The following is a 24,602-nucleotide window of genomic DNA, read 5'->3' as shown; positions in this document are numbered from 1 at the left end:
ATCAGAACTCCTTCGTATAGCTCAGGTAGTTCGCGATGTTGTCCTGCAGCCTTGGCATTTGATCCGCATCGAATTGCTCGAGCAGCGCATTGGCAACTTCCCAGGCGACAACGTGTTCCGCCACAATCGAAGCGGCAGGCACCGCACAGCTGTCTGAACGTTCGATGCTCGCCTGGAAGGGTTCTTTCGTTTCAATGTCGACACTTTGAAGAGGTTTATACAATGTCGGAATCGGTTTCATGACGCCGCGCACCACAATCGGCATACCGGTTGTCATTCCGCCTTCAAAACCGCCAAGATTGTTAGTTTTCCGCGTATAACCTTGCGACTCCGACCACAGAATTTCATCGTGGACTTCACTGCCGGGTCTGCGGGCCATTTCAAAACCGATGCCGAATTCGACCCCTTTAAACGCATTGATGCTCATTACGGAAGCCGCAATTTTGGCATCCAGTTTCCGATCGTAATGGACATAACTGCCGATACCCGGTGGCATTCCTTCGACAATCACTTCGACAGTGCCACCGATGGAATCCCCATTTTTTTTCGTTTCGTCAATCAGATCGGTCATTTGCTGCGTAATGGAAGGATCTGCGCAATAAACCGCATCCTTTTCAACAGCTTCCCTTATTTCTTCAACCGATTTTCCGGTATAGGTTTCAGGATCCACTTTGATGCCGCCGATTTCAGTGACATGCGACACCATTTGGATTCCCAACTGGGAAAGGAGCTGCTTCGCTACAGCACCTACAGCCACACGTACCGTTGTTTCTCTGGCGGAAGAACGTTCAAGCACATTGCGAAGATCGCGATGGCCATATTTCAATCCACCGTTCAAATCGGCGTGCCCCGGACGCGGTCTGGAAATTTGGCGTTTCACTTCGTCCGTTTCTTCAATCGGCTCAATGCCCATGATGTTTGTCCAGTGTTTCCAGTCATCATTCTTTACGACCAGCGTAACCGGTGAACCGAGGGTTTTGCCGTGTCTTACACCCGAAACGATTTCCACCGTATCAGTCTCAATCTGCATTCTTCTTCCCCGGCCATGACCGCCTTGCCTTCTTTTTAATTCTTTGTTGATCATTTCGGCTGTTAATGGCATCTGTGCCGGCAATCCCTCAATAATAGCTGTCAATTGCGGTCCGTGTGATTCTCCTGCTGTCAAATAACGCATAAACGCTTTCCCCCTTCAACGCACTAAAGTATTTATGTATCACTATAACATATAATATTTCATCAATTCTATACGAAAGTTCCAAGAAAGTGAACTGGAGCAACACTTTATGTATGAGACAGCCAGAATCGGCGAAATGGAAATTAAAGGAATCAAAAAAGAGGCAGCCCTTAGGCTGCCTCTTCATAACCGGATTAGTTAACCCAGCTGCTCATTGTTTTTTCGTAAGATACCAATTCTTCTTCTTTGAAGAACAAGCCGATTTCACGCTCTGCGCTCTCAGCAGAATCTGATCCGTGGATCATGTTTTTGCCGACAGTGACTGCGAAGTCGCCGCGGATCGTTCCTGGAGCTGCATCTTTAGGGTTTGTAGCGCCCATCATTTGACGTGCAGTCAAAATAACGTTTTCGCCTTCCCAAACCATTGCGAATACAGGGCCAGAAGTGATGAATTCAACCAATTCGCCGAAGAACGGACGCTCTTTGTGCTCGCCGTAATGCTCTTCTGCCAATTCAGTTGAAATCTGCATCAATTTAGCACCTGCAAGATTGTAGCCTTTTTTCTCGAAACGGGCAACGATTTCTCCGATTACATTGCGTTGTACACCATCGGGTTTAACCATTAAAAATGTTTTTTCCATTAATGAACACTCCTCTATTAAAAGCTCGGGCATAAGTTGCCCACCTTAAAAAATACTATCATTATGGAGCGGTTTGTCAACTCCCTGGTTAAAACTTTCGTTTGCCGATAAACATTGCAATCTTACGCATCGTTTTATTGGCCTGGCCTTTCGGCAGATAGGAAAGCTCTTTTAACGCTTTGTCCAGATAGCGATCGCTGAGAGCTTTCGCTTCCTGCAAAGCCGGGCTGCTGCGAATCATTTTGACGATCTCCATCCGCTCGGTGTCAGTCATGTCTTTGCCTAGCGCATTCTTTAATCTGCTGTAGATTTCAGGATCCCTGCGGGCAAAAAGGACGGGCAAAGTGATGTTCCCCTGAATAAAGTCGCTGCCGGCGGGTTTGCCAAGTTCTTCATCCGAAGAAGTGAAATCCAGGATATCATCTGTTATCTGGAATGCCATTCCGATAAAATAGCCGAATCTGCGCAAGCGTGCAGCCGTTTCAGCGTCCGTTCCTGAAACGGTCGCGCCGAGTTCACAGCTTGAAGAAATAAGTAAAGCTGTTTTGCGTTTGATGCGGCGAAGGTAATCCCGCACCGTCTGGTCCAATTTGAACTTATCCTCGATTTGGATAATTTCCCCGCGGCAAACTTCAATCATTGTTCTGGAAAGAATGTCGTGGATTTTCGGATCTTCTATAACGGTGATATATTCCAAAGCGCGTGCCAGTATGAAATCTCCGGTATACATCGCTACACTATTGTTCCATTGCGCTTTCACAGTAGCCTGTCCCCGTCTCATCTCGGAGTCGTCAATGACGTCGTCATGGACAAGGGAAGCCATATGGATCAACTCAAGCGGAACTGCCACCTGCTTCATAACATCGACATTATAATCGCCGAATTTTCCTGCAAGCAAAACAAAAACAGGCCGGATTCTCTTTCCTCCGGCCTGCAATAAGTGTAGGGAAGCTTCATTAAGGAGGAGGGAATTGGAATCCACTGCGACTTCCAATTCTTTTTCAATCATTTCCAATTCCGGTCTAATGTCGGAATAGAGCAGTTTCAATTTCACCTTTTCCACTTAAAAACCTTCTCCCGCTACTTTACTTTTTTGATGCCCATATGAAGCGCTGCCGCTCCACCTGTATAAGGCTTGTATTTAACCTTTTCAAACCCGACATCAGAAAACAGCCTGGCCAGCTGCTTCATCCCAGGAAATTCTTTTGCAGACTCCTGGAGCCAGGAGTATTCCTTATAGCTTTTTGCGAACAGTTTACCGAAAACCGGCATGATGAACCGGAAATAAAAACGGAAGAACGGTTTGAACAGGAAGCTTTCCGGCTGGGATGTTTCCAGACACGCAATCATGCCTCCGGGTTTAAGCACACGGTGCATCTCGGAAAGAACCTGTTTGTAATCAGGTACATTGCGCAAGCCGAAACCGATTGTCGCAAAATCAAACGTATTGTCCGGGTATGGCAACGACATCGCATTGCCTTGCACCAGTTCCACCTGAGGAAGGTGATTTGTTTTGTCTATGCCTACATTCAACATATTCTGGCTGAAATCAAGGCCGACAACCCGACCATCCTTGCCTGCCGCTTCAGCCAGAGCAATCGTCCAGTCCGCCGTGCCGCAACACACATCAATTGCCGAGGCACCTGGTGCGACCTGCATCTTGTGCATGGTGTCCCTGCGCCATTTACTGTGCTGCTGGAAACTGATGACTGAATTCATCTGGTCATAGTTTGTTGATATTTTTTCGAATACCTCGTGTACTCGCTGTTCTTTGGTTTTTGGCATCTCGGTCATCCTTCTCGGGTAAGCTGTTCAGCTAAATGCTGATGCGGAGTGATTTGATGAAGCATAAAATTTTTAAGGCGGTAATCCATAGGGTGTATATCCAAAGCTTTAGTCAGCTCAATGTGGAGCGAATCCAATTTATCAAGAATCCAGCGTTCTGAGTACAGCGGGAACGGCAAAGCCATATTCAGCTTACGCAGAATATTGGTCTCCACCCCATCACGCAAATAATCCAGCTGGTTCGAGTAATAAACATACTTCATAGCAGGAACAGCAATTCCCTTGTAATGGGAGTAACCGTAATGATCATAGAAAATAGTCAATAATCGCGTTTCGATAACTTCTGCCGCCGATTCCACATCATTAGCTGACATAGCTGTCTTCTCAAAAAGTGTCGCTTTTTTCTCGCTCACACCAATAATGCCGCTGGCCAGTAACTGGATCAGCTTAATATTATTCGTGTTGCTCAGCATCTGGTAGTAGATGCCGCTGTAAAAATCCCCGGCCAACACTGTCAATTGCTGGCTTTTGCTTATCGGGGACTCCTCTTTAACCTGATCATGGGCTTGAAGTGCAGCGTAAACGATTGCCACTGTTTTTGCGGAATCTTCCACATCCTCAGACCATTGCTTTCCGTCAAAAAAAGGCAGTAGCAAAAAGAACAATCGTGCCCGATCAATTGAAGGGCCGGCTGTATATTTTTCGAGTGTCCGCTGATACAAAGCCTGCAGGACGTCGATTTCCATTAATGTGATTTTCGAATGTATTTGTATGTCATTCATACCGCGTGCTCCATTCGTTATTTAGAAATTCTACATAAGTTCTACATAAGTATAACACAGCACCGGGCCCCGCTTCATCAATTAGGTCCTATTTCTTGGCTTCACTTTCGACCACTCCATGGGCAGAATGGATCTCCGCTTTGCCGCGTATTTTCATCGCTGATGTATGCTCGGTAAATTGGGCAATCATCACTTCGCCTTTATCCAGTTTTTCTGTATGATGAAATTTCGTGTCATTTCCCCGGGTCAAACCGATGACATTGACGCCATCTTCCTGAGCCCGAATCACAATGTATTCTGTCTGAGCCATAATTCCGCCTGCTTTCCTGTTTCTAATTTTTATTGATATAAGTTATCACTTCTGAACGCTTAATCGCATCCGTTTCAAGAACGCCGCGTGCAACGGCCGTAATCGTTGTTGCGCCGGGTTTCTTGATGCCTCTCATCGTCATGCACATATGTTCCGCTTCGACCATCACAAAAACGCCGTGCGGATCCAATGTGTCCATCATGGAATCAGCAATTGTGGAAGTAATTCTCTCCTGCAGCTGCGGCCGTCTTGCGACTGTGTCGACTGCACGCGCCAATTTGCTTAATCCTGTAACAACACCATCCCGGGGAATATAGGCAATGTGCGCTTTTCCGAAGAACGGTACGAGGTGATGTTCGCACATGGAGTAGAACGGAATATCTTTTACCAGAACCAATTCCTCGTGGTCTTCATGAAAAACAGTTTTGAAATATTCCTTCGGATCTTCTTTCAGTCCGGAAAACACTTCTGCGTACATTTTCGCCACCCGCTTCGGCGTGTCAAGCAGGCCTTCGCGTGAAACGTCTTCGCCGACCGCTTCCAAAATCATCGAAACCGCCTTTTCTATTTTTTCCAGATCAACATTCTGCATTTCAGTATCGGTCACATTGGTTCCTCCTGTAAAAGACAATTTCGTATAGATCCATTTTTATGTAGTTCACGCTTCATAATCATCTGATTCAAATTTCAAATTTTCGTCATGCCAGGGATTGCGATTTCATCCACTGCAATAAAGACAGACACTTTGTCCACTTAACCTTCTTGGCATAAGAATCTTAGCATAAGAGACCGTGTTTCGCAAAACTGGGGCCTCGAAAAGCGGAAGTGCCTTTGATGCTCTGAAAGGCGCCAGCCTCAACAGCGACGTGGCTAAGTGGCGCTCTTTTCCGGACTGACAGGACAGTATGTGTCCGAAGAATTCACCGTTGGAGTCTGGTTCCGGGTTGAAAGATGGTCCCAACCAACAGCCACCGGCAGCCGGACAATTAAAAAGAATGGCCCCGGCGGAATCTGCATTCCGGCGGAGCCATTCTATGTACAGCACTGTGGCTTACTTCACTGCGTCTTTAAGCGCTTTACCTGGTTTAAATGCAGGGACTTTGCTGGCAGCGATTTCGATCTCAGCACCAGTTTGTGGGTTGCGTCCTTTACGGGCAGCGCGTTCGCGTACCTCGAAGTTACCGAAACCGATCAACTGTACTTTATCACCTTGCGTTAATGCGCCTTGAATTGCTTCAAAAGCAGCGTCAACTGCTTTTGCAGCATCTTTACGGGAAAGTTCAGCTGCTTCAGCAACAGAGTTAACTAATTCTGTCTTGTTCATGCTATTCACCTCCTCTCAAAGGGGATGTTTACCATCAATCCTGTAAAAAGAGTATCACATCGAAAAACGCTTAGCAACCACTATTACCGCGGTTTCAGCAGTTTCACGCCAAATACTGACAAAATATTCTAAAAAGAATGGTTTTCTATCAAAACCCGCGTTAAATCAACATTTTCTACTCTTTCAGGAATATCGGCTCCCGATTTTCATCAATGGTGTAAGGCAGTGAATATGCCGGCAAAACCGGGTTGTCTTCATACAGAAGAAAACGGATGTCCTGCCCTTCTTCCAGTTCCCCTTCGTATTCCTGCAAAGCGGTGAACAGATCCATGGAATAATCGACATACACATCTCCGCGTCCCGTTACCACGAGCGGAAGATTTCTTCCGCTGTAAGGGCTGATGACTGTCGGCTCTTCATTGAACCCCATTGCAGCGTAATTGAATTTATAAACATTGTCCGCTATTATCTTTTCAATCGGCGCCTGTCCACCGTTCGCGCTTTTGCGGATATTTACAGAACGGATTGTCTCGGCGATGCGCAGATCCACTAATTTCACGGTCGGATTCTCTTCAACATCGATCAGGACATACTGGAAGATTCCACCTGCTTCAAAGGCATTCGTCGGGACTTCAGCTGTATAATCAGGAACAATCTTGCCAAAATCAACCGGATACTTGATAAACTGGTCTACATCCATATCCCGCGTTTTGATCGGCAGTAAACCACCGGTTGCATTGCGGTACTGATTCACTGCATTCTGAACCGAAATCAATTGATCTTCGTAGGGCAGCTGATTTTCTGCACGTTCACTTTCCGGAAACATACAAGCACTCAGAAGCATTGTAACGGAAACAAGCAGTAAGAAAAAAAATGTCTTCTTCATGTTTTTCACCTCACGCGCCGCCGGTTGGTCCGCTGAAGACTGTGAAAACCATAATGATGAATCCAAGTATCAGCAAAATATAAGCAACCAGGGCAAATATGAATTTCAGTATGCCATTATTCAATTTGTATCTGCTAAAGTAAATCATTCCCATTGAAATTATCAAAAAAGCAATGCCGGCAAATGATACCCACATTTTATCCAACGAAGTCATAAAACAGCCGCCTCTCGTTCAGTTTCAGTCAATAGTATAGCATATCAATAGCCCCATTGCCCGTACAGAATATGACGGAGAACAGACAATTTGCAGCTGCTGCCGGCTTTCTGTTTTCCGAAAAGACAACAAAAAGAAGCGGCGATATTCCGCCACTTCCGTTTTCAGCCATTACAGCAAATCTATCAAATCTTCCATCTCGTTTTTCTTCATGCGGCCCATCAGATGTCCCACAGCCTCTTCTGTCGGAACATTTTCAAACAATACGCTGTACAGCGCTTCTGTTATCGGCATCGGAACATCATAAGCTTCTGCCATTTGATGCGCAGCTTTCGTAGTCCGGATTCCTTCGACTACCATGCCCATCTCTTCCAGCACTTCTTCAAGTGATTTGCCTTTTCCGAGCATATTGCCGGCACGCCAATTCCGGGAATGCTGGCTGGTGCATGTGACAATCAGGTCGCCCACTCCAGTCAGGCCCGAGAATGTCAAAGGTGTGGCTCCCATTTTAACTCCAAGACGTGCTATTTCTGCCAGGCCGCGAGTCATTATCGCCGCTTTGGCATTATCACCCAGACCAAGACCATCGGTGATCCCTACTGCCAAAGCGATAATGTTTTTCAATGCACCGCCGATTTCCACACCAATCACATCCGTATTCGTGTAAACACGGAAATATTGGTTCATGAACAGATCCTGGACACGCTCAGCTGAGCGCGTATTTTCACAGGCAGCGGTAACGGTCGTTGGATGCTCCAATACGACTTCCTCTGCATGGCTCGGACCCGATAAGACCACCAGATCCTCTACCCATTTTTCCGGAATTTCCTCACGGATCAGCTCACTGACTCTTTTCAGCGAATCCGGTTCAATGCCTTTGGAGACATGGACAAAAAGAGACGGTTTTTCAATAAGTTCCGCTATTTCCGAACTTACTTCCCTCATCGCTTTCGTCGGCACAGCCAGGACATGGACATTCGCATGGCGGACGGCCTCTTCCAGGCTGCTGGTGGCTTTCAGGTTTTCCGGCAGTTTGATGCCCTTCAAATAACGTTCATTCGAATGCTGGTTGATTTCGTCTGCCTGTTCAGCGCGATGTGACCACAACAGGATGTCGTGGCCGTTTTGCGCCAGCACATAGCTTAACGCCGTTCCCCAGCTTCCGGCTCCGTAAACGGTAATTTTCTCCATAGTTAAACAACCACCTTTATCCTATTAAGTGCGGGCACGGGTAATAAGACGGAGGGGTGTGCCTTCGAAATCGAAACTTTCCCGTATCCTGTTCTGAAGAAATCTTATATAACTGAAATGCATCAATTCCGGCTCATTGACGAAAACGACAAAAGTCGGCGGTTGAACGGCCACTTGCGTCACATAGTACAGACGCAATCTTTGACCTTTATCCGATGGTGCCGGATTCATCGCCACTGCGTCAGCAATAACTTCGTTCAGAATGCTGGACTGAATGCGGCGTGAATGGTTTTCATTGACCTTCTTAATGGTTTCAAGAATGCTGTGGACGCGTTTGCCGCTTATCGCGGAAACGAACATGATCGGCGCATAATCCAGGAACAGGAAATGTTCCTTGATCTTGCGGGAAAAGACATTCATGGTTTTTTCATCTTTCTCGATGGCATCCCATTTGTTCACAACGATGATAACTGCTTTTCCTGCTTCGTGTGCATAGCCGGCAATTTTTTTATCCTGCTCCTGTATGCCTTCTTCGGCATTCAGAATAACAAGAACAACATCAGACCGTTCAATGGCACGCAAAGCACGGAGAACACTGTATTTTTCTGTGGATTCATAGACTTTCCCTTTTTTGCGCATACCTGCAGTATCAATGATGACATAAGGCTGATCCTCATATTCATACTGCGTATCCACTGCATCGCGGGTTGTTCCTGCCACTTCGCTGACAATGACGCGCTCTTCACCGAGGAAGGAATTGACCAATGACGATTTGCCGACATTCGGCCGTCCAATCAACGAGAATTTGATGACATCGTCCGGATAATCTCCATCGTCCTCTGCCGGGAAATTTTTGGCAACTTCATCCAAAAGATCCCCAAGCCCAAGTCCGTGAGAACCTGAAATCGGATAGGGCTCGCCCATACCCAGGGTATAGAAATCATAAATCATCGGTTTCATATCCGGGTTGTCGATTTTATTGACCGCCAAAATAACGGGTTTTTTTGCACGGAAAAGAATTCTTGCGACTTGTTCGTCCTGTACGGTAACACCGTCACGGCCGTTTACAAGGAAAATGATGACATCGGCTTCGTCCATGGCGATTTCCGCCTGCTGCCGTATCTGTTCAAGAAACGGTTCATCACGAAGGTCGATGCCTCCTGTATCGATAATATTAAATTCATGGGTCAGCCAATCTGCAGAACTGTAAATGCGATCACGCGTTACTCCTGGAATATCTTCCACGATTGAAACACGTTCTCCAACTATACGATTGAAAATCGTAGACTTGCCTACGTTCGGTCGGCCGACTATTGCTACTGTCGGTTTTGACATAATAATTTCATCCTTCCACTTCTGATATGCCTATTATACACGAAAAAGAGGATGGCATCCGGTAAATGTCCATCCTCTCTGAAGGTGCAATATTCAGTTTTTCCCAGGACGGGCAAAAGAAGCCGGCTCGAAGCCCCGCATCAAAAGGTAATTCGCCAGATTCCCTGATACTAAGGCCGGGCAATTCCGAAGCTCTTGAATCGATGCCGCCCCGAGAGCGGTCATCATCATGGCCAGATCTTCGTGAAGCTCGGTCACACTTTCAATGAGCCGGCTTTCTCCCTCTTCCACCGCCAACTTTAAGAAGGATCCTGCCAGCCCAGCTGCATCGGCTCCCAGCACAAACGCTTTCACCATGTCCTGTGCATTCCTGATTCCTCCGGAAGCAAGGATAGTGCCCGGGAATGCATGCTTAACTTCAACAATCGCCGCGGCGGTTGGAATGCCCCAGTCCTGAAAGTATTCCAGCTTCTTTGCACGCCGCTCATTTTCAATTTTCGCGAAATTCGTGCCACCGTAACCGCTGACATCAATTGCAGAAATTCCGGAACCTGCCAGCTTTACAGCAGTTTCGTATGATATACCGAAGCCGGTCTCTTTAACAATGACCGGCACTTGAAGAGATTCGGCAATCAGCCCTATCCTTTCCAACGCCCCCTTGAAGTCGCGATCGCCCTCTGGCATCGTCAATTCCTGCACCACATTCAAATGGATCTGCAATGCGTTCGCCTCAAGAATTTCGACCGCCACTTGAGCCTGCTCCAGGCTGGCCTCGCTGCCGAGATTTGCAAAAATGACGCCATCCGGGTTCTCTTTGCGCACCACACTGAAAGTTGACCTTTCGGAAGGATCCTTTATGGCCGACATCTGGGAGCCAACCGCCATTGCCATTCCCGTTTCCTTCGCTGTTCTTGCAAAAATGGCATTCATTTTTTTGGTCTGTTCTCCGCCCCCGCCTGTCATAGCATTAATAAAAACAGGTGATTTTAAGTTCAAATCACCTGTTTCCGGGCGCAGATCAATATCGTCCACACCGAGATTCGGCAATGCCTGATGGACAAAACGAATGTCATCAAACATCGTTCCGGTTCCCTGGCCTGTGGATAATGCGTAATTGATGTGGTCCATCTTTCGCTGAGCTCTCGACATCTACTCGGATTTGAATCCTTTCAATTTATCGCCGATAACGTCGCTGATGGAGAAGCCGCTGGATTCTTCCGGCATTTCATAATCGGAGAAATCATGTTCAGCTTCTTTTTCCTGAAGTTCCTTGATACTCAATGACAGGCGTTTATCTTCTTTATTGACGTCCAGCACTTTCACCTGAACTTCATCACCTTCGCTGAGCACCTCATTGGGTGTAGCGACGTGTTTGTGGGCGATTTGAGAAATATGCACAAGCCCCTCAACACCAGGGAGAACTTCAACAAAAGCACCGTAACTTACAAGACGTTTCACCTTGCCCGTATGGACTGAACCTTTTGGCGCTTTATCTTCAATCGAATCCCACGGTCCCGGCAATGTATCTTTGATGGAGAGTGAAATGCGTTCCGCATCGCGGTCCACCGAAAGCACTTTAACAGTAACTTCCTGCCCTTCAGTGACTGCATCCGACACCTGGTCGATATGCTCATGGGAAAGCTGGGAGATATGGACTAGCCCGTCCACTCCGCCAATATCCACAAACGCTCCAAATGAAGCGATACGCTGGACTTTTCCTTTGATCACGTCACCAGCTTCAATTTTTTCCATCACTTCAACTTTATGGGATTCTTTTTCTTTCTCCACAACGGCGCGGTGAGAAAGAATCAAACGATTATTCTCTTTTTCCATCTCTACTATTTTAAAAGTCATTACTCTGCCTTTGTAATCTTCGAACGATTCGACAAAATAATCTTCCACCAGCGAAGCCGGAACGAATCCGCGGACACCCAGGTCGACTACAAGTCCACCCTTAACGACGTCCTTTACTTCCGCTTCGATGATTTCACCGGAATTGAATTTCTCTTCCAGTTCTCCCCATGCTTGTTCGGCATCCACTTTGCGTTTGGATAAAACAAAGTTTTCGTCTTCCACTTTCGTAATCACCAGATCAAGTATGTCTCCAACCTGAACTGAATCCGACGCTTTTTCAATGTGGAGGCTCGATAACTCACTGATTGGAATAACTCCCTCAAAAGGAGCACCTTCGATTGTTACGGTTACCGCTTTTTCTTCAATTTTAGCAACTGTACCCTTAACGTGATCTCCAGTTTGGAACTCACTGTTTTCCATCGCGTTCATTTCCTCAGACATAAGTAGCCCTCCTTCACAAACTATCCAATTTCTATTTTATTCGAATTCTCTAATAAAAACAAAAATTAACCCTTATTATTTTGTGTTTTCGTCAAGAAGTTGCTGGATGCTTGCCATGATTACCGCTGTCACTTCTTCTGCTGAAGCTTTCCGTTCACGGTATGGCTCCATAAGAACCGGGTCGCCGTAGATCACTTTTACTTTGCGGAACGGCTTGTAAGGCCCGATTATGGCACATGGCATCACATCGGCATTGCCTCTCAGCGCAAAAAAGCCGGCACCGCTCAACCCTTTTTTCAATACCCCGTCTGTTGATCTGGTCCCTTCCGGAAATAATCCGACCACATCGCCGTTCTTCAGAATTCGAAGTGCACTCCGCAATGCTTCCCTGTCGCTCATTCCCCGTTTGACCGGAAACGCGTTGACCTGCGGCAGAAGCCGGCCGAGAACCGGCAATTTAAATAATTCTTCTTTTGCCATGAAGTGCACAGTCCGAGGGGAAGTCATCCCCACTACCGGCGGATCAAGTGCGTGGATATGATTTGAACAAAGAAGGATTCCGCCCTCTTTCGGAAACTTTTCCGTCCCCAGCACTTCAAACCGGTACAGAGGGGTTAACGCCGTTTTGACCAATGCTTTTCCAAATGTATATAAATTCACATCAGTTCAACCTTTCTTCCGCTAATTTTAAAATGTCTGTTGCCGCCTGCTCGATTGTCAGGTTGGTCGTATCAAGGTACAGAGCATCTTCGGCTTGGCGCAGCGGGGAAACTTCCCTTTCGCTGTCCATTTTATCGCGCGCAGCAATTTCCTTCTGCAAATCTTCAAGTGGGGTTTTGAAGCCCCTTTTGTTATTTTCTTCATACCGGCGCCTTGCACGTTCGGCAACCGTTGCGGACATGAATACTTTCAGTTCAGCATCCGGCAATACGTGCGTGCCGATATCGCGGCCATCCATCACGACGCCTCTTCCGGATGCAAGCTGTTGCTGCAGCTCAACCATCTGTTTCCGGACGGATTCATGCGAGGCAATTTGTGATACCGACTTTGTCACAGCTTCTGAACGGATGTCTTCTGTCACGTTTTTGCCGTCCAGGAAAACCAGTTGGCCTGCTGGGGAGGGCTGCAAATCAATTTTTGTATCCATCAGCAGCCTGCCGGTCTCTTCGCTGCTCGCCAAATCGATCCCGGCATCCAATGCCTTTAATGTGATGGCACGGTACATTGCTCCTGTATCAATATAGACGTAGCCCAGTTTTTCTGCCACTATTTTTGCAATTGTGCTCTTGCCGGCCGCTGCTGGGCCGTCGAGCGCTATTTGAATTGTTTTCGTCAAAAAAAGTCACCTCATCATATGTATTCAACATATTTTAACATAAGAAAAGCGACAGCGCCCGTTCAGTCCCGACAAGCGCTGGAGGGCTTGGATGTAATGGCGTCCTTTGCCATTGCGGCCAAGACCGAAGCCTCTCGAGGGACTGGGCCGCTGGAGTCTGGACAAAGAAAAGCGACAGCGCCCGTTCAGTCCCGACAAGCGCTGGAGGGCTTGGATGTAATGGCGTCCTTTGTCATTGCGGCCAAGACCGAAGCGTCTCGAGGGACTGGGCCGCTGGAGTCTGGACAAAGAAAAGCGACTGCGAGAGATGGCCATATTTTTAGGGCCATCTCTTGCGACGAAGCAGCGGAGCGATGCAGGAGCACTTTAGTGACTTATAATCTGAGAATCAGGCCGCCGGAGATCAGACAAAGAAAAATGCCCGAAATCTCCGGGCCGAATGTTTCCGGCTGGAACTTCAGGGCATTTTGGAATTTTGCTGATGGTAATGTGACAGCGACAGCAAATGGGCCTGCTTTACTTTCCTTAAGCCGAACCACCAAAGGAACAGCATAAAAGGAGCGGCCCCCGCCAGGAAATTATCATTGAAAAAGAGGCTGGCGTTATAAAGGACATGAAGGACAAACGGGATGAACAATGCAAGAAACAACCACTTATGTTCGACGCCCTCGTGGGAAAATTTGGCTTTTCCGAGATAATAGCCCATCACCACACCGAATAATGCATGGCTTGAAACCGGCAACAGGGCCCTGATAAAAGCGATATCCGTCCCGAATTCCAGCAAATACAGTATATTTTCAATCGTTGCAAATCCCAACGATACACTCGCACCGTATAATATACCGTCATAGGGATCTTCAAAATCCACATGTCTGAAAATGGCGATCAGCAAAACCAGCCATTTAAAAAACTCTTCTATGATACTTGGGAAAAAAATGTACGAGGCGAATATACTGCTGAATACTTCTTCCTCCTTGAACACAAATTGCAGGAACAGTATGGGAAATGTCAATACAGCGCCGTAAACGAAGCTTTGGAATAATAATTTTGATGGCTCCTGTGAAAACTGGTCCCGCAGATAAAAATAACTGAATAATGCCAGGCTGGGAGCGATCGCTGCTGTTAATAAAATTATCATCGTGATGCTCCTTTGCTCATAGTATTTTCAGTATACCACGGTGCCTCAGGAGAATTTACCCAGTTTTAAGAAATGGGGAAATCAGACGGAAAATGTCAGTTCATCCACTCTTCCGGAAGATGCCAGCACAACCGCCAACTTGATACGTGCTTTTTTGCTGTCATAATCACTTCCGAGAAGGACCCCTTTTGCCATTAAATCGTGGGCACTGCCGGGATAACCGTAAGATGGGTACACATTCCCTTCCTCTGCACTTGTTGTCAATATGACAACCACCCCTGCTGCCACTGCCCGTGCAATGGAGCCAACCATATCCGGTGAAACCTGCCCCCTTCCGGCAGCCTCCAGGACGATCCCTGAGGTCCCTCCCTGTACGAGCATGTCGATCATATAGCCATCCTGGCCCGAATGGCATTTGATGATATCCACTCGCGGCAAACCAGCTGTAAGCTTATGTATTTCACGGTAAATCGGTTTTTGATAGACTCTGACTTTGTCGTTGTCAATAATCCCCAGATAGCCATGCCCGAAAGAATCAAACCCCTGAAGATTGCTCGAATGCACTTTTTTTACATATTTTGCCGAATAGATCCTTTCATTGAAAACAACAACAGTTCCAACGTTATGAAGTGTTTGATCAACCGCCGCATTTATTGAGTTCCGCAAATTCGAATACACATCCGTGCCGACTTCCTCCGGTGCGCGCTGGGATCCCGTGACCACTACAGGCCGGCTGTCATCTATTGTTAAATCAACGAAAAAAGCGGTTTCCTCAAGTGTATCGGTTCCGTGAGTCACGACGATCCCGCTTACTGAGGGATCCTGAAATTCCAGTTCGACAGCTTTCTGGAGTTCCTGCATCTGTTCAAAACCGATATGCATGCTCGGCAGCTGGAAAATATCTATCACTTTAACTTCGATGTCATCAGGAAGCTGGCACAGTTCCGCCAGCTCTTTTCCGGAGATTGCACCGGACTTCAGCAGGCCTTTTGAAACTTCACGGCTGGCAATTGTGCCTCCCGTAGTAATCAATGATACTTTTTTCTTCATAATATGAAACTCCCTTCGATGCTTATTAAACGGATATTCACCTGCTTCTACTACTATATAAGTCGAATTGATAATCTGCAGCAGCCATTATTCCTCCCAGTGCCGAAGCATTATGGCCAGTAAGATTCTTCAGTTCAACCGATCTCACCGCTTTTCCTGTTGCCCCAATTCCTTCGCACGGATCGCTGCTGCAATCTGCTGGCCATGAAAGCGGCCGTTTTCAATGAAGATTTCATTGGCATTATTGCCGGCTGCGATAACTCCGGCGATAAAAAGGCCTTCCACTCCGGTTTCCATGGACTTTTCATCAAATTCCGGACGCCCAGTGGCCGGATCTATCCCGATGCCCATGCTTTGCAGGAATTCATGGTTCGGATGATAGCCGATCATTGCAAAAACAAAATCGTTCCTGATGAATTCTTTCCTGTCGTCTGCCGTAAGTTCAACCGTATCTTCTGTTATCCGGTCAACCATGGAATCGAACAGCATCCGAATTTCGCCATTCCGGACCAGGCCATCAAACTCAGGCAGAATCCATGGTTTGATGCTCTTGGAATAACTGGTCCCATGATAGGAAACAGTGACCCGGCTGCCGGCTTTATGCAATTCCAGCGCGGCATCCACAGCTGAATTCTTACCCCCGATCACCAGGACATCCTGATTGAAATAAGGATGCCCTTCCTTGAAATAATGCATTACTTTTGGCAGTTCCGCCCCTTCAACTTCCAGCACATTCGGCTGATCATAATATCCTGTCGCCGCCACCAGATATTTTGAGTGGTAGACGCCTTTCGTTGTAGTGACGATGAATCCATCTTCCTTTTCTACTGATAATGCCGTTTCATAAGCTCTCACATCAATACCGCTCATCGTGACAACATTTCGGTAATAAACAAGCGCCTGATTTCTTTTTGGCTTTCTTTCTTCCGTTATAAAGGGGATGTCCCCAATCGACAATCGTTCACTTGAGCTGAAGAAAGTTTGGTGGGTCGGATATTTATAAATAGCGTTGACCACGTTGCCTTTCTCGATTACTACCGCCTGCATTCCTGTTTTCTTTATTTCGATAGCGGCGGAAAGGCCGCAAGGGCCACCGCCGATAATGACGACGTCTGTCTTTTCCATTAGAGCCAACTCCTGCCTGTTACATTTCTTTTCCATTTAAGCATAAAATAATTCCCTGTCAATATCAGTCACTACCGACCACTATTATATCGCGGTTCAATATCCATAATATGGTATTGTGCTTCCGCACCTAACCGCAAAGGTAATGATGTAGTGCCGATGCCATTGGTGACAAGTTCATATGAAGAGCCAAACTTTCTCATGCTTCCTTTCCTGTAAAGCCCAATTTTTCCCAGCCTGATCTGGCCGCCATGTGTATGGCCGGCCATTAGAAAACCCGCTCTTCCTTCACTGCGCAAAAATTTGAAAACGGAGGGAGTGTGGGAAGCGAATATCACCGTATCTTCAGGCATCACCTGGGAGAACGCTTTTTCAAACTTGTCTTCAGTTTCGCTGAAATAGTCGATGCCCACCAGCTTCAAATGGGGGTTGCCGAATAATTCAACAGACTCGTTGTCCATGACTTTTACATGGAAATGAGCCAATAATCTTCGCAGTTTCCACTCCCCCACTTCCCTGTCATTGTTGCCCCAGATGAAAAAAACAGGTGCCGCGTCCGTCAATATCTTCAAGTTGTCTGCAGTCCTCTTGAGCGGTACTCCCTGTTCAGTGAGGTCTCCACCGATTATGATTGCATCCAGTGGGAAATCCAGGAAATTTAAAGGGAGTTTTTTTCTGTGTATATCTGCAATAAAAACCAGCCGGAACGGGCGAAAGCCATTTGTGGTTTCCAGCGTGAGCGCATGGTGTTCCTTTTGGATCTTATGTGCATTTCTGAACATAAAAAGAAGCAGCGCAGCCGCCGCAATTCCCGTGCGAAAAACAAATTTCAAAACCTTGCTCCTCCAATCAATAAAAGGCATAAGCAATTTCTGCTTATGCCTTTTATTTTCCTATTAATCCTCTGAAATATCCAGTACACGGAATCCGGATTTCTCAAGTTCCTTGACGAATTTATCAACATTATCTTTTTTCCGGATTTTCAGGACAATTCTGCGCACAACTTTATCGGTTTCATCAAAAGTCACCAACGAAATGACCGATTCTTTGAATTTTTCGATCAGCTCGCCCAGCCGTCCAATCCGGCCTTCTGATTCCACGGAAGTGAAGGTGATCCGATAACCGGATTTCTTCATCCCGAAAGCACTCTGCAACTGGTTCACCAGATCGAAGCGTGTGACGATACCGAGGAATTCCCCTTCTTCCACAACTGCAATAATCGGAAAGTCGCTCAATTCAACCAAAGCTTTCTCATAAACGTCATCGAGACTCAGGTAAACATCCCCGTTCACCATAACGTCGCTGATTTTGGTTGTATTTATGTATTCTTCCTTGCTCTTTCCTGCATTGAAGAACGCTTGATATGCATGGTACCAGGTAAAAATGCCTTTAAATTTGTTGCCATCGACTACCGGCAATGCATCCACAGAATATTTTTCCAGTAAATCCAATCCGACTTGAACAGAATCACCGGGCTTGACTGTGTAACATTTTTCTTTTTTGATCATTGCGCTTTTTACGAACATTCGCTCACTCCTGTCTATTTGTTTAACTCAACAATTCCTGCTGACTCTAACGGATACCCTCTATTAAGGCAGGATTAACTTTTGTCCGACATATATTTCATTGGAACTTAAGCTGTTGGCCTGTTTAATCTTTTCGACCGCTGCCCCGGCTCCGGAAGCACCGTAGTTATTGACGGCTATTCTGTACAAAGTTTCATTCTCTTGCACGATCACCGTTTTCGTTACTGCATTCGAAGTATCAGAAGACTCTTCAGGGGCTTCCACAACCGGTGATTCCTCGGCAGGAGCTTCCTGTTCAGCAGGCGTTTCACTTTCTGCAGGAGTTTCTTCCTCTACAGTTTCTTCGGCTTCTTCAGCTTTTTCTTCTGTTTTCACCTCTGTTACAATGGTTTCCTCATCATCTCTTACTTCTTCTGTTTCTTCAGCCACGTCCTCCTCTGTTTCTTCAGGGACCAATACTGCCGATTCTTCAGATGTTGAAACATTTTCAAAGCTGACTTCGTTTTCATTTTCCGCTCCAAGCAAGGTATCATCCGGTTCAAAAATAAAAGCTACATAAATTAAGATAGTTACCGGAATAAGGATGAAAATAAAGAATAGTGCCGGCAATAAAAGATTTTTGCGCTTCTGGGATTTTTGCTTGCCCGTTTGCCGCTGCGCTCTCCGTGACATGCCAGAAATGCCTTCTGCATTGATTTCCTGGCGATCTTTTTCCAAGGAATCCCGATAGTTTCTTTTATCCATTCGCAAATTACCCCAATCTTAGCTAATAACTTTATTATGACGAAAAAAGTCCCATTTGTAAATGCCATAATAATACATAATTAGCATAACAAAATAGCGTTCAATCGACTTTCCCATGTATCCGGGACCGCAAGTGCACTCTGTTTGCTGCGCCCCAAAAAGTCGCTGTAATCCAATCCTTCGTTGATACAGCAATTAACTGGGCGGTTCTCCAGGTGCTGATCGAAACATTCGAGCAGGTATTCTCTGATGCAGCTGTCTATTTTCACCAATTTTTTCATCTTGGCTGTTTGTAGTATTTTCTCAATTTTTTGCCTTTCGATTTGACGGATAGTTTCTTTTTCTGTCAACAAATTTTTCCAGTAGGAAATCACCTTGAATGATGTTTCTCTGACAATGCCCTGTTCGACCAATTGAGCACCGCCGTTTTCACTTTGATAGATTTCCCTGATTTCGTTTCGGTTTGGGAGATCATCAAGCACCAGGCTTTCGAGAAGCTCTTCATCGCCTGTGGCATAGAGCAGCGTGGCGAGCGCCGGGCTGCCGTCTCTTCCCGCTCTTCCCACTTCCTGAACATAACCTTCGATGGATGTCGGAACCTGAAAATGAATTACGTGTCGTATATCGGGAATGTGTACGCCCATGCCAAATGCATTTGTGGAACAGACCCAATCCAGTTCACCATTTTGAAATTGCTGCTGGACAAAAATCCGGTCCTGGTGCTCCATGCCGCCATGGTAGTATGCAGACCGAATTCCCGCCTGATTCAGCAAACCTGATAATTCCTGTGACTTTTTGCGGGTCCCGGCGTAAATGATCCCAGCCCCTCCATTGGTTGTCACGAAGCGAGTCAGCCATTTAAGTTTTTCATTGCCGCTATTGAATTTTTGGATATCATAGGCAATGTTTCTTCTGTCCATCGGGTGGCTATATATAAAAGGATCAACTATTTCCAGATACTTTATGATTTCTGATGTGACTTTGGCGGTCGCAGTAGCGGTCAATGCCAGTACCCTGGGATGCTTGAGAACCGGCAAAATTTCCGCAATACGCAAATAATCCGGGCGGAAATCGAATCCCCATTGCGATATGCAATGAGCTTCATCAGCAACCAGCAAAGAAATGTGTATGCCTTGCAGCTTTTTCTTGATATAAGGCTGGACAAGCATCTCGGGGGAGATAAAGATAAAGCGGTAACTGCCAAGATTGTTCAGTACGTTTGTGCGTTCCTGCGGGTCCAGAAATGAGTTGATGGCAGTGACCGACTTTTCCCCCATTTTCTTCAACTGGGCTACCTGGTCCTGCATCAGGGAGAGCAAAGGCGAAACGATCAGGACGCTTCCTTCGAGCAGATGCGCAGGAAGTTGATAGCACATCGATTTGCCCATCCCTGTCGGAAGGAGTGCGATGACATCCTGTCCGGAAAGAATTTTTTCGATCACTTCTTTCTGGCCGGGACGGAAGGAAGTAAAGCCATAAGTGTTTAACAGTGTTTTTTCAAGATCCATCAAGTTTCCCCCTTCGCAGCCAATGCCAGCCTGATTTGAAAATAGGTTGCTTCCGGAACTTTTTCTTTGATATCCCTGAGCCTTTTTGTTTTTTGATCTTGGCTGACCGTGGTAATTTTGTCCAAGCGGGGCTTTTCCATAAAGGCGAAGATATCGAAGCTGGGATCATTCATCGCCAATTCGACAAAATGATCTTCAATCGTACTGGTCTTCAATCCCCGTAAAGCCGCAATTTCCTCAAGAGTCCGGCCGCTTTTGAAATAACTTTCTGTCCGTTTTGCCGTCTCTGTCAACGACGACTGCTGAATGACTCCTTCAAGCAGGTCTTGCAGCATTGGAAAACTCCCGGCTTCGACCGTTTGCATCCACCCATGCAGGGTTTCAATCGCCTGCAGTTGAACATCGATGATGCCATAGCCATTTTGTCTGGAAATCTGTTCCCACGTCATGCCGCCAAGCTTGTATCCGGAAAGGCGCTGCAGCACGACCATTTTTTGCTGGTCGGCAACTTCGACCGCCGCCAGGCTCCCGGCAATTTCATTTTTGAACTTTCGGCAGTTTTCCACATTTCGATAATCGATCCTTTGGAGGTAGGCTTTTACCCATCGCTGTGTATCCTCTGCGATGACCACGGGATCGAAAACCCTGCTGTTCTGATGGATATGTGACAGGGTCTGGACAATGAGAGACAAACGGGACATGAATAATCGTTCATTCCCCCGGAATTTCCAACCATTCAATAGGGTCGGTCCGGAATTTTGGCTGCGGGATTTTTCCGTGACACGGACGACCTGGCCGTCGATCACAATCATCCCTTTGTCGAAGAGATTTTGCACAGCCTGATCGTAGTCCTTTTTTTGGAGTCGGGGCAGAAGCCCGAAAAAAGGATAGAGTTTATAATAGCCGATATCCTGTAATGTCTGGCCCGATTTTTTCCCTTTCACCAGATGGTAGGGGGAAGAAATCGTCCGCTCGCCATCAACAGCGTTTAAAATTTTGATAAGAATATCTTCAAATAACAAGACTGCGCCCCCTAGCGGTTTTTGGTTGAAAAACTGATCAAACACCTTTAGAATGAATACGAGAGTATAACTGAACTAGTTCGGAGATAAAGGAGAGGAATATGATTATGGCTAAGTATACCATTGTCGATAAAGATACTTGTATCGCCTGTGGCGCCTGCGGAGCTGCGGCACCTGATATTTACGATTATGATGATGAAGGAATCGCGTTTGTTATCCTAGATGATAACACGGGAAATACCCAAGTTCCAGATGAATTGGAAGAAGATATGGAAGATGCATTCGAAGGCTGTCCAACTGATTCCATCAAAGTTTCGGACACACCGTTTGAAGGCGATCCATTAAAATATGAAGACTGATAGACAATCTGCATAATTGCCCCGGGAAAAAATCTCGCGGGCATTTATTTTAGAAGCAGAAAAAAGCCAGTGTAAAAAAGCGATTGCTTTCTTACACTGGCTTTTATGCGTTTGGGCTCATAGAAATTTCATTTTATTGGTGTCGTTAAGACTGATAGAACATTCGCTGCTTTTCAATCCATCTGTGCATACTGCTGAACATCAACAGGACCACAAACGTCAATAAAGCCCCTTTGATCAAATTGAACGGCAATATACCAAGAACGATGGTGCCGAACAATGCGTTGCCCGTTTGAGCAGGCATATTCAGGAAGTACGTGTACATCGGAAGAAAGACCAGGTAATTCAGTACGCTCATGCCGATTGCCATCGTCAGCGTACCCGCAGCCAGACCGATTGCCATTCCTTTTTTAGTCGATATTCTGCGGTATATCCAGTACACCGGCATGAAAAATAAGATGCTCGTTGCGAAATTCGCCAAATGGCCGACCGGAACGCCTGTAGGGCTTCCCTGGAAAAGCCAATCCAATGCATTTTTGAAAAACGCCACGAGTATACCGGCTACCGGTCCCATCGTGATTGCGGCAATCAACGCCGGTACATCACTGAAATCCACTTTTAAAAATGCCGGCAATGCAGGCAGTGGGAAGTTGAAAAGCATCAATATAAATGAAATACTGCTCAACATTCCGATTACAATCATCGACTGTAATTTTTTGTTCTTCATATTCCTCTCTCCTTGTCGTGATTCACCAGAAGAAAGGCTTGGAACATGTGTTTACATACAAAAACCCTCAAGCGCAAAAACACTTAAGGGAGATAAGGCACACTGAATAAAGCATACCGTTTGCAGTAAACGACACACATCCGCACCTTCACCTTCTCCCATCCAGACTATACTGTCGGCTTTGGAGTCTCACCAAATCCTGCGTTTTACGGCTCGCGGGCTTATGAACAGGAGTTCAATTACCGCCGGTAGGGACTTGCACCCTGCCCCGAAGATGAATCGATATTTTATTGGATTACAAAATAATGATAATCGAAAAAAGGTGCATTGTAAACAGCTATGCTTACAATGCACCTTCCCTTCAGCTATTAAAGTCCTTTACGTTTATGCCTGCCGGAACCGGCAGGGGTTCAGAAAAATCAAATCTGCCCCAACTATTCGCAGCGGTATTCTCCAACATAAGTTCTTTGCCGAATGAATCAGCGGCAAGTGACATCCCTTCAATCATGCGCATCACTTCCTGATATCCATAAGAATCGAAATCAACTGTTTCGTTAAACTCGACTGTAACCGTCCCTTCCGTTTCAGAAACCGTATAATCCAAGCCAGCCGGTATTAATGAACCATATAGATCATTTGGAGACGTCTTCATCGCATTTAGAGCTTCGACTGCTGTCTCGTGCGGCATATTATAGCCCGGAACGAGGTAGGGATTTCCAGTGGTCGCCGTATAGGAATAATAAGCAATCCTCTGCGCTGCGGGATCGATTGGTTCCACCGGTCCCACCTGATCAAAGTTCGCAGGGTTTCCGGATTCATCAATACTTGAAATTTCAGCTGCATCAGCGAACGTGGCTGCCAGTGAATTGAAATAGACAGTCATCGACGCCGAAGCCATATCGTAGTCATGATTTTGCGGCAGAACATGTTCGATCCCTTCATCAGTCCGCGTGACCGTACCGCTGTATGGATGATAATCTTCAAACCCTAAAGCTTCTTCATCTATTTCAGCTGCATAGCGGTTATAGAGTTGGGCCGCATCCACTTCAGTTGTGCCAAAATCCTCCTGCAGCCTGTCATCCCAAAGCACGAAAGAAACCGGAATCACCACCGCATTCTCCGTAAGTCCGATTGTGAAAAGGGACATTCCATCGAGTTGGTCGGCATACAGGGACAACTCTGCCTCTTCGCCAGTATTTTCCGCAGAGGTGACTGCTTCAGAACCTTCTTCTGAATCCGTTGTTTCAGATGAATCTGTTACGGCCGTTTCCGCTTCATCCCCTGCACTTTCTTCGACAGCAGCTGAATTGGCATCTCCGCTTTCGGCCATGCTTTCTTCGGCACCTTCACCTTCAGAGCTGCTCATTTCAAAAGCGCTGTCGTTGCTGTTTTGTCCGAGCATGGAAGCCAACAGGACACCAAATGTGATAAATGCCAGCGCTGCAACTAAATAGGGAATCCAGTGCCTCGTCTTTTTCTGTGGTTTGCGCGCCTGTTTAAGGCATTTATAAACATCTTCTTTTGATCGTTCATCTTTTATAGCGGGGAAATCCTTTAACAAATTTTCGATGTTTTCTTCATCCCATTTGTTATTCGGCATTTTGCAATCCCCCTTCCTTCGCAGATAATTTTTGGCGCAGGGATTTGATGGCCCGGTGCTGGGTCGTTTTGACTTTCCCTTCCGTCCATCCAAGGATATCGGCAGTTTCAACTATGGACAAATCCTGGAAGAAGCGCATGATGACGACCATTTTCTGGTCACCTGTGCAAGTATCCAATGCTTTATATAATGAGAGCTTATCCTCATTCAACAAAGATATTTCTTCCGGCAAGCGCTCAGAAGAGGTCAATTGCTGCGTTTCCCAATCGAAGTGTTCCATCGAATGCTTCTGCCTGACAGAAGCTTTACGGAAATGATCGATTGCTACATTTTTTGCGATGGAGAAAAGCCAGGTTTTTTCTGTACTCTTCCCCTCAAACCGGTCATATGCCCTGAAAACCCGGATATACACTTCATGCATAAGATCTTCTGCGATATGGCGGTTCTTGACCAAATAAATCAGGAACTGAAAAACGTCCTGGTGATACTGGTCATATAGCCTGTGGAAAACGGAGTCATTCATGTACTCC

General features: G+C 46.3%; 28 protein-coding genes and 1 riboswitch. Of the genes, 1 reads left to right on the top strand and 27 read right to left on the bottom strand.

All coding sequences use genetic code 11. The features are described from left to right. Position 1 precedes the first annotated feature (1 nt). From aroC to DIJ65_RS07900, 24 genes are all read right to left on the bottom strand, one after another. Positions 2-1,174, bottom strand: coding sequence for a chorismate synthase (aroC, locus tag DIJ65_RS08015; protein ID WP_117300958.1), 1,173 nt, complete (start codon positions 1,172-1,174; stop codon positions 2-4). Positions 1,175-1,368: 194 nt separating this feature from the next. Then, positions 1,369-1,815 carry a nucleoside-diphosphate kinase gene (ndk, locus tag DIJ65_RS08010; RefSeq protein WP_117300956.1) on the bottom strand — a complete coding sequence of 149 codons (447 nt, stop codon included), beginning with the start codon at positions 1,813-1,815 and terminating at the stop codon, positions 1,369-1,371. An 88-nt stretch (positions 1,816-1,903) separates the two neighbouring features. Further along, positions 1,904-2,878: a heptaprenyl diphosphate synthase component II gene (hepT, locus tag DIJ65_RS08005; RefSeq protein WP_117300954.1), complete on the bottom strand. Its 975-nt coding sequence runs from the start codon at positions 2,876-2,878 to the stop codon at positions 1,904-1,906. Positions 2,879-2,895: 17 nt separating this feature from the next. Continuing rightward, entirely contained in the window at positions 2,896-3,600 is a 705-nt protein-coding gene (locus DIJ65_RS08000) for a demethylmenaquinone methyltransferase (protein ID WP_117300952.1), read from the bottom strand. 5 nt (positions 3,601-3,605) lie between these two features. Next, positions 3,606-4,382 carry a heptaprenyl diphosphate synthase component 1 gene (locus tag DIJ65_RS07995; RefSeq protein ID WP_117300950.1) on the bottom strand — a complete coding sequence of 259 codons (777 nt, stop codon included), beginning with the start codon at positions 4,380-4,382 and terminating at the stop codon, positions 3,606-3,608. Between the two features lie 88 nt (positions 4,383-4,470). Continuing rightward, the gene (mtrB, locus tag DIJ65_RS07990; RefSeq protein WP_117300948.1) at positions 4,471-4,692 is read right to left on the bottom strand and encodes a trp RNA-binding attenuation protein MtrB; all 222 of its coding nucleotides are present in this window, start codon (positions 4,690-4,692) and stop codon (positions 4,471-4,473) included. A gap of 22 nt (positions 4,693-4,714) precedes the next feature. Continuing rightward, entirely contained in the window at positions 4,715-5,284 is a 570-nt protein-coding gene (gene folE / locus DIJ65_RS07985) for a GTP cyclohydrolase I FolE (RefSeq protein ID WP_117300981.1), read from the bottom strand. 459 nt (positions 5,285-5,743) lie between these two features. After that, the gene (locus DIJ65_RS07980) at positions 5,744-6,016 is read right to left on the bottom strand and encodes an HU family DNA-binding protein (RefSeq protein ID WP_117300946.1); all 273 of its coding nucleotides are present in this window, start codon (positions 6,014-6,016) and stop codon (positions 5,744-5,746) included. 175 nt (positions 6,017-6,191) lie between these two features. Continuing rightward, positions 6,192-6,902: a hypothetical protein gene (locus tag DIJ65_RS07975; protein WP_117300944.1), complete on the bottom strand. Its 711-nt coding sequence runs from the start codon at positions 6,900-6,902 to the stop codon at positions 6,192-6,194. Positions 6,903-6,912: 10 nt separating this feature from the next. Then, positions 6,913-7,116 carry a DUF2768 domain-containing protein gene (locus DIJ65_RS07970; protein ID WP_117300942.1) on the bottom strand — a complete coding sequence of 68 codons (204 nt, stop codon included), beginning with the start codon at positions 7,114-7,116 and terminating at the stop codon, positions 6,913-6,915. A gap of 171 nt (positions 7,117-7,287) precedes the next feature. Further along, positions 7,288-8,307 (bottom strand): NAD(P)H-dependent glycerol-3-phosphate dehydrogenase, encoded by a 1,020-nt coding sequence (locus tag DIJ65_RS07965; RefSeq protein ID WP_117300940.1) that lies wholly within the window; start codon positions 8,305-8,307, stop codon positions 7,288-7,290. Between the two features lie 24 nt (positions 8,308-8,331). Next, entirely contained in the window at positions 8,332-9,642 is a 1,311-nt protein-coding gene (gene der / locus DIJ65_RS07960) for a ribosome biogenesis GTPase Der (protein WP_117300938.1), read from the bottom strand. A gap of 93 nt (positions 9,643-9,735) precedes the next feature. Next, a complete protein-coding gene (fni, locus tag DIJ65_RS07955) occupies positions 9,736-10,770 on the bottom strand; it encodes a type 2 isopentenyl-diphosphate Delta-isomerase (protein WP_313903015.1) in 1,035 nt (344 codons plus the stop codon). 21 nt (positions 10,771-10,791) lie between these two features. Beyond that, the gene (rpsA, locus tag DIJ65_RS07950; protein ID WP_117300934.1) at positions 10,792-11,937 is read right to left on the bottom strand and encodes a 30S ribosomal protein S1; all 1,146 of its coding nucleotides are present in this window, start codon (positions 11,935-11,937) and stop codon (positions 10,792-10,794) included. Between the two features lie 75 nt (positions 11,938-12,012). Then, positions 12,013-12,597, bottom strand: coding sequence for a lysophospholipid acyltransferase family protein (locus DIJ65_RS07945; protein WP_117300932.1), 585 nt, complete (start codon positions 12,595-12,597; stop codon positions 12,013-12,015). Position 12,598: 1 nt separating this feature from the next. Beyond that, positions 12,599-13,273 (bottom strand): (d)CMP kinase, encoded by a 675-nt coding sequence (cmk, locus tag DIJ65_RS07940; protein WP_117300930.1) that lies wholly within the window; start codon positions 13,271-13,273, stop codon positions 12,599-12,601. A 457-nt stretch (positions 13,274-13,730) separates the two neighbouring features. Continuing rightward, on the bottom strand, positions 13,731-14,411 hold the full coding sequence (gene prsW / locus DIJ65_RS07935) for a glutamic-type intramembrane protease PrsW (protein WP_117300928.1): 681 nt from the start codon (positions 14,409-14,411) through the stop codon (positions 13,731-13,733). A gap of 81 nt (positions 14,412-14,492) precedes the next feature. Continuing rightward, a complete protein-coding gene (locus DIJ65_RS07930) occupies positions 14,493-15,461 on the bottom strand; it encodes an asparaginase (protein WP_117300926.1) in 969 nt (322 codons plus the stop codon). A gap of 144 nt (positions 15,462-15,605) precedes the next feature. Next, positions 15,606-16,622: a YpdA family putative bacillithiol disulfide reductase gene (locus tag DIJ65_RS07925; RefSeq protein WP_260678692.1), complete on the bottom strand. Its 1,017-nt coding sequence runs from the start codon at positions 16,620-16,622 to the stop codon at positions 15,606-15,608. A 35-nt stretch (positions 16,623-16,657) separates the two neighbouring features. Beyond that, positions 16,658-17,419, bottom strand: a complete 762-nt coding sequence (locus tag DIJ65_RS07920) for a metallophosphoesterase (protein ID WP_117300922.1) — start codon at positions 17,417-17,419, stop codon at positions 16,658-16,660. Between the two features lie 63 nt (positions 17,420-17,482). Continuing rightward, positions 17,483-18,112 carry a CBS domain-containing protein gene (locus DIJ65_RS07915; RefSeq protein WP_117300920.1) on the bottom strand — a complete coding sequence of 210 codons (630 nt, stop codon included), beginning with the start codon at positions 18,110-18,112 and terminating at the stop codon, positions 17,483-17,485. A 63-nt stretch (positions 18,113-18,175) separates the two neighbouring features. Then, positions 18,176-18,856 (bottom strand): LysM peptidoglycan-binding domain-containing protein, encoded by a 681-nt coding sequence (locus DIJ65_RS07910; RefSeq protein WP_117300918.1) that lies wholly within the window; start codon positions 18,854-18,856, stop codon positions 18,176-18,178. A gap of 80 nt (positions 18,857-18,936) precedes the next feature. Then, on the bottom strand, positions 18,937-20,364 hold the full coding sequence (locus tag DIJ65_RS07905; RefSeq protein WP_117300916.1) for a RecQ family ATP-dependent DNA helicase: 1,428 nt from the start codon (positions 20,362-20,364) through the stop codon (positions 18,937-18,939). After that, positions 20,364-21,386, bottom strand: a complete 1,023-nt coding sequence (locus DIJ65_RS07900) for a YpbB family protein (protein WP_117300913.1) — start codon at positions 21,384-21,386, stop codon at positions 20,364-20,366. The genes DIJ65_RS07905 and DIJ65_RS07900 overlap by 1 nt, the downstream gene beginning before the upstream one ends. A gap of 107 nt (positions 21,387-21,493) precedes the next feature. Between DIJ65_RS07900 and DIJ65_RS07895 the strand changes: the two genes are divergently transcribed. Further along, positions 21,494-21,745, top strand: a complete 252-nt coding sequence (locus DIJ65_RS07895; RefSeq protein WP_117300980.1) for a ferredoxin — start codon at positions 21,494-21,496, stop codon at positions 21,743-21,745. Positions 21,746-21,890: 145 nt separating this feature from the next. Here DIJ65_RS07895 and DIJ65_RS07890 read toward each other — a convergent pair whose 3' ends face one another. From DIJ65_RS07890 to sigX, 3 genes are all read right to left on the bottom strand, one after another. Then, positions 21,891-22,472, bottom strand: coding sequence for an ECF transporter S component (locus DIJ65_RS07890; protein ID WP_117300911.1), 582 nt, complete (start codon positions 22,470-22,472; stop codon positions 21,891-21,893). A gap of 146 nt (positions 22,473-22,618) precedes the next feature. Continuing rightward, positions 22,619-22,752, bottom strand: a riboswitch (FMN riboswitch). A gap of 81 nt (positions 22,753-22,833) precedes the next feature. Further along, on the bottom strand, positions 22,834-24,072 hold the full coding sequence (locus tag DIJ65_RS07885) for a hypothetical protein (protein WP_117300909.1): 1,239 nt from the start codon (positions 24,070-24,072) through the stop codon (positions 22,834-22,836). Continuing rightward, positions 24,062-24,595 (bottom strand): RNA polymerase sigma factor SigX, encoded by a 534-nt coding sequence (gene sigX / locus DIJ65_RS07880; RefSeq protein ID WP_071152484.1) that lies wholly within the window; start codon positions 24,593-24,595, stop codon positions 24,062-24,064. Before sigX ends, DIJ65_RS07885 begins: the two co-directional genes overlap by 11 nt. Positions 24,596-24,602: the final 7 nt, after the last annotated feature.

Origin of the sequence: Planococcus salinarum (genome assembly GCF_007004625.1) — a bacterium.
Classification (GTDB): domain Bacteria; phylum Bacillota; class Bacilli; order Bacillales_A; family Planococcaceae; genus Planococcus; species Planococcus salinarum.
This window is presented reverse-complemented; position numbering and strand designations above follow the sequence as displayed.